General features: G+C 65.1%; 6 protein-coding genes. 4 read left to right on the top strand and 2 right to left on the bottom strand.

Features of this window, described 5'->3' with window-relative positions:
- Positions 1-30: 30 nt before the first annotated feature.
- A complete protein-coding gene (locus tag ABZW16_RS42510; protein WP_354961838.1) occupies positions 31-3,438 on the top strand; it encodes a HAMP domain-containing protein in 3,408 nt (1,135 codons plus the stop codon).
- Positions 3,439-3,525: 87 nt separating this feature from the next.
- Here ABZW16_RS42510 and ABZW16_RS42505 read toward each other — a convergent pair whose 3' ends face one another.
- Together ABZW16_RS42505 and ABZW16_RS42500 are read right to left on the bottom strand one after the other, a co-directional pair.
- Positions 3,526-3,897: a hypothetical protein gene (locus ABZW16_RS42505; RefSeq protein WP_354961837.1), complete on the bottom strand. Its 372-nt coding sequence runs from the start codon at positions 3,895-3,897 to the stop codon at positions 3,526-3,528.
- 37 nt (positions 3,898-3,934) lie between these two features.
- Positions 3,935-4,504: a TetR-like C-terminal domain-containing protein gene (locus tag ABZW16_RS42500; protein WP_354961836.1), complete on the bottom strand. Its 570-nt coding sequence runs from the start codon at positions 4,502-4,504 to the stop codon at positions 3,935-3,937.
- 99 nt (positions 4,505-4,603) lie between these two features.
- Here ABZW16_RS42500 and ABZW16_RS42495 point away from each other — a divergent pair, with 99 nt between their 5' ends.
- The 3 genes from ABZW16_RS42495 to ABZW16_RS42485 all read left to right on the top strand — a co-directional run.
- Positions 4,604-5,041, top strand: a complete 438-nt coding sequence (locus ABZW16_RS42495) for a DoxX family protein (protein WP_354961835.1) — start codon at positions 4,604-4,606, stop codon at positions 5,039-5,041.
- A gap of 144 nt (positions 5,042-5,185) precedes the next feature.
- Positions 5,186-6,289: an MAB_1171c family putative transporter gene (locus tag ABZW16_RS42490; RefSeq protein ID WP_354961834.1), complete on the top strand. Its 1,104-nt coding sequence runs from the start codon at positions 5,186-5,188 to the stop codon at positions 6,287-6,289.
- 51 nt (positions 6,290-6,340) lie between these two features.
- Positions 6,341-6,676 (top strand): dienelactone hydrolase family protein (locus tag ABZW16_RS42485; RefSeq protein WP_354961833.1); only part of this gene is annotated, 336 nt, incomplete at its 3' end.

Genomic DNA, 6,676 nt, shown 5'->3' with positions numbered 1-6,676 from the left:
ATCCTGGAGCTGAAGTCCACCATCAATACGATGGTCGACACCTTGTCTTCGTTCGCCGACGAGGTCACCCGCGTCGCCCGCGAAGTCGGTACCGAAGGTCAACTCGGTGGCCAAGCCCAGGTGCTGGGAGTCTCGGGCACCTGGAAGAACCTGACGGAGTCGGTGAACTTCATGGCGGACAATCTGACCGATCAGGTGCGGTCGATCGCCCAGGTCGCCACGGCGGTTGCGCGCGGGGATTTGTCGCAGAAGATCCGGGTCGATGCCCGAGGTGAGATTCTCGAGCTGAAGGACACCATCAATACGATGGTCGACACCTTGTCTTCGTTCGCCGACGAGGTCACCCGCGTCGCCCGCGAGGTTGGTACGGAGGGGCGGCTCGGCGGCCAAGCCGACGTGAAAGGCGTATCCGGCACCTGGAAGGGCCTGACCGAGTCCGTCAACGTGATGGCGGACAATCTGACCGATCAGGTGCGGTCGATCGCCCAGGTCGCGACCGCGGTTGCGCGCGGCGACCTATCGCAGAAGGTCACCGTCGAAGCCATGGGCGAGGTCGCCGCGCTGGCGCAGACCATCAACACGATGGTCGACACCTTGTCCTCGTTCGCCGACGAGGTCACCCGCGTTGCGCGCGAGGTGGGCACCGAAGGCATCCTCGGCGGGCAGGCGCGCGTCCCCAATGTCGCCGGCACCTGGAAGAGCCTCACCGATAATGTGAACTCGATGGCGGGCAACCTGACCAGTCAGGTTCGATCCATCGCCCAGGTCACCACGGCCGTGGCCCGCGGTAATCTGTCGCAGAAGATCGACGTCGATGCGCGCGGCGAGATCCTGGAGCTCAAGACCACGATCAACACCATGGTCGATACGTTGTCGGCGTTCGCCGCCGAGGTGACCAGGGTGGCGCGCGAGGTCGGTAAGGATGGCCGGCTCGGCGGACAAGCCGAGGTCGAGGGCGTATCCGGAACCTGGAAGCGGCTGACGGAGAACGTCAATGAGCTCGCCGGCAACCTGACGCGTCAGGTGCGTGCGATCGCCGAGGTCGCGAGCGCGGTGGCGACCGGAGATCTCACCCGATCGATTTCCGTCGAGGCGCAAGGCGAGGTCGCCGCACTCAAGAACAACATCAACGCAATGGTGCAGTCCCTCCGCGAAACCACCCGCACCAACGAAGAGCAGGCATGGCTCAATACCAACCTGGCGCGGATGTCCGGACGCTTACAGGGTCACCGGGATCTCACCGCCGTCGCCCAGCTGATCATGAACCAGCTCACCCCGCTCGTCGGCGCTCAGTACGGGGCGTTCTTCTTAATGGAATCCGATGACTACCACGTCCGGCTGCGGTTGATGGCGGGCTACGGGCGCAATGCGGACAACGTCGTATTCGACCTCGGCCAGTCGCTGGTCGGGCAGGTGGCGCTGACCAAGAAGGCGATCGTGGTCGACCAGACACCGCCGGACTACGTCCGGATCAGCTCCGGTCTCGGGGCCGCGGGACCGGCCAACCTGATCGTGCTGCCGATTGTGTTCGAGGACCAGGTGCTCGGTGTGATCGAACTGGCCTCCTTCAGCCGGTTCACGCTGGTACAGCGAGATTTTCTCGAACAGCTGATGGAAAGCATCGGCGTGAATGCCAACACGATCATGGCCAATGCGCGCACCGACGCCCTACTAGAGGAATCGCAGCGACTTGCGGGAGAACTGCAACAGTCCAATGCGGCACTCGAGGAAAAAGCAGAGCTGCTGGTCCGCCAGAACCGCGATATCGAAATCAAGAACTTCGAAATCGAACAGGCCCGGCGGGAGATCGAGGAACGTGCCCAACAGCTCGGGCTGGCGTCGAAGTACAAGTCGGAGTTCCTCGCGAACATGTCGCACGAGCTGCGCACACCGTTGACCAGCCTGCTGATCTTGGCGGGCATACTGGCGCAGAACACAACCCGGAATCTGACCGCGAAGCAGGTCGAATTCGCCAACGTGATCCAGTCCGCAGGCAAGGATCTCCAGCAGCTGATCGACGACATCCTCGACCTGTCCAAGGTCGAGGCCGGGAAGATGGACATTCAAAGGGAGTTCGTGCCGCTGCGGCAGTTGCTGGAATACGTGCAGACCACGTTCCGGCCGCTGATCAGCGAGAAGGGCCTCGAGTTCGACGTCGATGTCGAACCGGGCGTTCCCGCTCACCTCAACACCGATGAGCAGCGGCTGCGGCAGGTGCTACGCAACCTGCTGTCCAATGCTGTCAAGTTCACCGACAAAGGCATGATCCGGCTCAAGGTATGGCGGCAGGACGACCGCATCGCATTCTCCGTGAGCGACACCGGAATCGGCATCGCAGAGCAAAACCTGGAGGCCATCTTCACCGCGTTCCAGCAAGCCGACGGCACCACCAGCCGGCGATATGGCGGTACCGGCCTCGGCCTATCGATCAGCAGGCAGGTGGCGAACCTGCTCGGTGGCGAGATTCGTGCCGAAAGCCGACTCGGTGCCGGGAGTACGTTCACGCTCCATATTCCGGTGACACCGCAACTGGAGGTCGCGGCCGAGTCGAGGACGCGGTCGAAGCCGATCGATCGTTCCGTACTTGTCATAGAAGACCAGGAGAGCCGGCCGCTGACCCGGCTGGTCCGTGGGGTCGTCGGGGCACTTGCGGACACCTCGGGGACGGTCCGCATCGAGTCCGTCGGTAGCGCCGACAAAGCACTCGCGGCCTTGCCGGCCCATCCATATCGGTGTGTCCTGCTGGACGCGAGCCTGCCCGGCGTCGGCACGGCGGAATTCCTGCGTCGCCTGCGCGAGGGCGCGGAGTCGAGAAGTATTCCGCTGCTTGCACATCCGGTCCGTGAACTCGATCCTGACCAGGAACGGCTTATCGAGACGTACGCCCGGGACCATCGGGTCGAACTGGTGGCTTCGCCCGATGAGTTCTGCGAACGGTTCATCCTGCTGCTGACCCATCCGCACCGGACGGAGCTCGAAACACCGGCGCGCCCGGCAGGGCAGCCCAGGCTGGCCGGACGCAAGGTCCTGATCATCGATGACGATGCCCGCAATGTCCTGGCGATCGCGGGAGTGCTGGAACTGAACGGGATGTCGGTGGACCACGCGCCCAACGGACGAAAAGGCATCGAAACACTGCAGGCCAACCCGGATGTCGATGTCATCGTGATGGACGTAATGATGCCGGAGATGGACGGATACGCAACGACCGCGGCGATACGGGGAATGCCCCGCTTCGACCGGCTCCCGATCATTATGGTCACCGCGAAGGCCATGGCGGGCGATCGGGAGAAGAGCTTGGCATCCGGCGCCAGTGACTACATCACCAAGCCCGTCGACCCCGACGAACTGCTGGAGTGCATCGACCGGTGGTTGCAAGCCGTCGACCGGCCGGGCGGCGAACCAGCCCCGGTGGCAGAACTCGATGTCCGTGCATAGGCCATAGCGTCGATCGCAGCCGCCCAACCGCGCCGCCGTCACTGCCCACCTCGCCCAGTCCGCGACCGCGCCAGCCGAATCCCGTGCTCAGTCGTCTTCGGTGTCGTCTTCCGGCCAGCCGTCCTCGATGATCAGTCGGCCGGATTGCATTGCCCGCGTGTACTGTTCGGCGACCAGGTCGGTGGGGTAGGTGGGCCAGTAGGAGACTGCGCCGGTTGGTTTATCGATGACGCAGACCGAACCGCCAATGGCCGGGGGGAGCGGGTGTCTGTGCGGATCGATACCCGGGGGCGGCGCGAAGATGGCCACGACCGTGAAGCACGAATCGAATTCGGTGAGCAGATTGGAGATACCGCGGTCTGCGTCGTCGGCCCTGGACAGGTAGTGGTCGGCGATGCGTTGTGCCTCGGCGAGATCCACCGGGATGGTGGCCTCGGTCGGGTAGGCATGGATGTCCATGACCAAGAACTTACGGTCAAACATCAACGGGCCGTGGTCATTCGAAGTGGACGGTGGCGACCATGCGGCGGGCCAGGGTTTCCGGGTCCGAACCGTTGGCCAGCGGCGAATCCTGTAGTGCCCCTTCGCGCCAGAGCGCCGCGAAGCCGTGCACCAGCGACCAGGCGGCGAGGCGGGTGGCTTGTTGCTGTTCAACGGTGTTGTCGGGCTGCATGAGCGCGACACCGGAACGCAGGGCCGCGCCCGCCTCGGTGCGGGCGGCAATCAGGCGTTCGTCATCGGCGTGCAGGAGTTCGCGCCGGAACATGACATCGAAGTGACCGGGATGTTCTCGGGCGAAACGGATATAGGCGACCGCGATCTCGCGGAAGTCGGGTCCGGCCCCGGCCAGCTCCGCGGCGAGCAGACCGAAACCTTCGATGGCCAGCGCGGTCAATAGCCCCGCGCGATCACCGAAATGGTGCGCGGGGGCCGCGTGCGAGACATCGGCCCGGCGGGCCAACCCGCGCAGGGATACCGCGTCGACGCCGTCGGTCGCGATCTGGGCGGCAGCCGCGGCCAGGATGGTGGCCCGCAGATCGCCGTGGTGGTAGCCGCTCTTCGCCATGTCTCGATGGTGGCCCAAAATCTAGCCATTGACAAGTTTCCAGCTCGAACCTAATCTAGTCACTGTCAAGATTAGGTGCTCGACCCACAGGAGACTCTGATGGCACCGCTGGTTGTTCTCATCGTCATCGCCGGACTGGCTCGGTTCCTCGGCTGGGTCGGCAACCTCGGTTGGCTGGACTCCTGGCCGCACGCCGCCGCGCTCGGACTGGCCGCGATGTTCGCGCTCACCTCCAGCGCGCATTTCCTGGAGCCCAAGCGTGGCGCACTGGTCGCGATGGTGCCGCCGCGGCTGCCCAATCCGGCGGGCTGGGTCACCTTTACCGGTCTGCTCGAAATCGGCGGCGCGATCGGTCTGCTGATCCCGCCCACCGCCAAATTGGCTGCCGCGGGCCTGATTCTGCTGCTGATCGTGATGTTCCCGGCGAATATCCGTGCGGCGCGCGGTGATATCGGCATCAAGACCATGCCGCTGCCGCTGCGCACCGTCGTGCAACTCGTCTTCCTCGGGGCAGGCGCGCTCGTGCTGCTCGGCTGATCGGCGAAATCCAGCGCCAGCACACCGGAATTCGGTGTGCTGGCGCTTGCCTGTGTCGTCCCCGAGCGTCCGGCTAGCCTCCGTCACGGTGGTGCGGGGCAGTATCCTTCGACGGGCACGAGTTCCGCGGCCGAGAGGGTATCGATGTCCTCACTGATTCCCGAAGCCGTCGCCTGGCTGGTGCTCGGCTACATCGGTGTCATTACGGCCGGGCGACTGATGCTGTTGCGGGACACGATCATCGATCAGCTCGTCAATCGGATGCTGCTGTGGAGCATTGCCGCCATGCTGCTCTACCGCTGCGCGCCGATGCCGAGCATCACCGGTCTGCCCACTGCGCTATCGCTGGGCTGTGTCGTGATGACGACGATGTACCTCTATGTCATGGCGCGGTATATCGTGGCCGAGACCGAGCCCGCCGCCGTATGGCGTCGGCACCGTCGGTGCGGTCTCGTCGCCGCGGTGGCGACCGTCGTCATGGTGGTGTCCGGGATGGCGGCCGAGGACAACGGGCGACCGGTCGATCTGGGCGTGCACGGGCCCGCGGCGATCTTCGGATTCGCCTATGCCGCTCCGCTGGCGGTCAATATGGTCGTCTTCCAGTTCGCGGGCATCCGTGAGCTCCGCATCGGCGACCTCAGCGCCAAGGGGCAGTTGGTCTGCTGGCTGCTCGGTATCAGCGGCGGCTTCGTCTTGGTCAATCAGGCTTTGTCCCTGGCGCAATTGCTGACCGGTTGGCCCGACCTCGGCCCGCAACTGCCGCGCGGGGAGCTCGATTTCGTACTCTGCCTGGTGCTCGACGTGACCCTGCTCGCCATCCCACTGCTCAGCGCACTGCTCGCGCTGGCGGGATGGGATCGGGACGGCCGGATCTGTCGCCGATTGCGGCCGCTGTGGCGCGACCTCACCGCCGCGGTCCCGGAGATCGTGCTGCCCGCCGACGCCCGCCGCGGTGCGGATCCGGCGACCCGCCTATTTCGGATGACCGTCGAGATCCGTGACGCCCTGCTCCACCTCGGCTCCTATCTCCCGGCCGAACCGCACCCTGCATTCGAATCCGACTGGGAGATAACCGATTACGCTCGCCGGCTCGCCCATGCGGCCCGCGCTCGAAAGGCGGGCAGCGTGCCGACCGTCGCCGGGGCCGGACCGCGACTGCCGCTGGTCGGGCACGATTTCGACGCCGAACTCCGGCATCTGCTCGGTCTGGCCCGCGTCTGGTCGCAGACCAGGACAGCGATGGGATGAGCCGATTCCCAACGCGCGCAGGAGATCACGTCGCGCCCTAGGCTGTACCCCATGACGTACCAGACCGTATCCCAACAATTCGACCTCGACGTCGACGGTTCACCGATGACCGGCTACCTCGCTCGGCCGGAGGGCACGGCGACGTTTCCCGCGGTGCTCGTCGGGGCCGAACTGTGGGGTTTGACCGAGGACGTGCGGCAGATCGTGGATCGGGTCGCGGCGCTGGGCTATGTGGCCTTCGTCGTGAACGTCTATCACCGTTCCGGTCCGGAGACCGCGGCTGGCCTGGCCGAGACCGACGAAAACCGGACACGTGCCTTCGGGTTGCTCGGCGAGTTGACCCGCGAGGGCGTCGAGGCCGATTTTCGAGCCGCCATCGCCTATGCC

The organism is Nocardia sp. NPDC004604 (assembly GCF_040609795.1).
In the GTDB taxonomy this organism is placed as follows: Bacteria; Actinomycetota; Actinomycetes; order Mycobacteriales; family Mycobacteriaceae; genus Nocardia.
The sequence above is the reverse complement of the archived record's forward strand: the minus strand, read 5'-3'. Positions and strand labels throughout refer to the sequence as shown.

Excerpts from the sequence above, each read along its gene's own strand:
- ABZW16_RS42510 (WP_354961838.1), top strand. The coding sequence starts at position 31 with ATGGTCGACACCTTGTCTTCGTTCGCCGACGAGGTCACCCGCGTCGCC.
- ABZW16_RS42505 (WP_354961837.1), bottom strand. The coding sequence starts at position 3,897 with ATGGACATCCATGCCTACCCGACCGAGGCCACCATCCCGGTGGATCTC.
- ABZW16_RS42500 (WP_354961836.1), bottom strand. The coding sequence starts at position 4,504 with ATGGCGAAGAGCGGCTACCACCACGGCGATCTGCGGGCCACCATCCTG.
- ABZW16_RS42495 (WP_354961835.1), top strand. The coding sequence starts at position 4,604 with ATGGCACCGCTGGTTGTTCTCATCGTCATCGCCGGACTGGCTCGGTTC.
- ABZW16_RS42490 (WP_354961834.1), top strand. The coding sequence starts at position 5,186 with ATGTCCTCACTGATTCCCGAAGCCGTCGCCTGGCTGGTGCTCGGCTAC.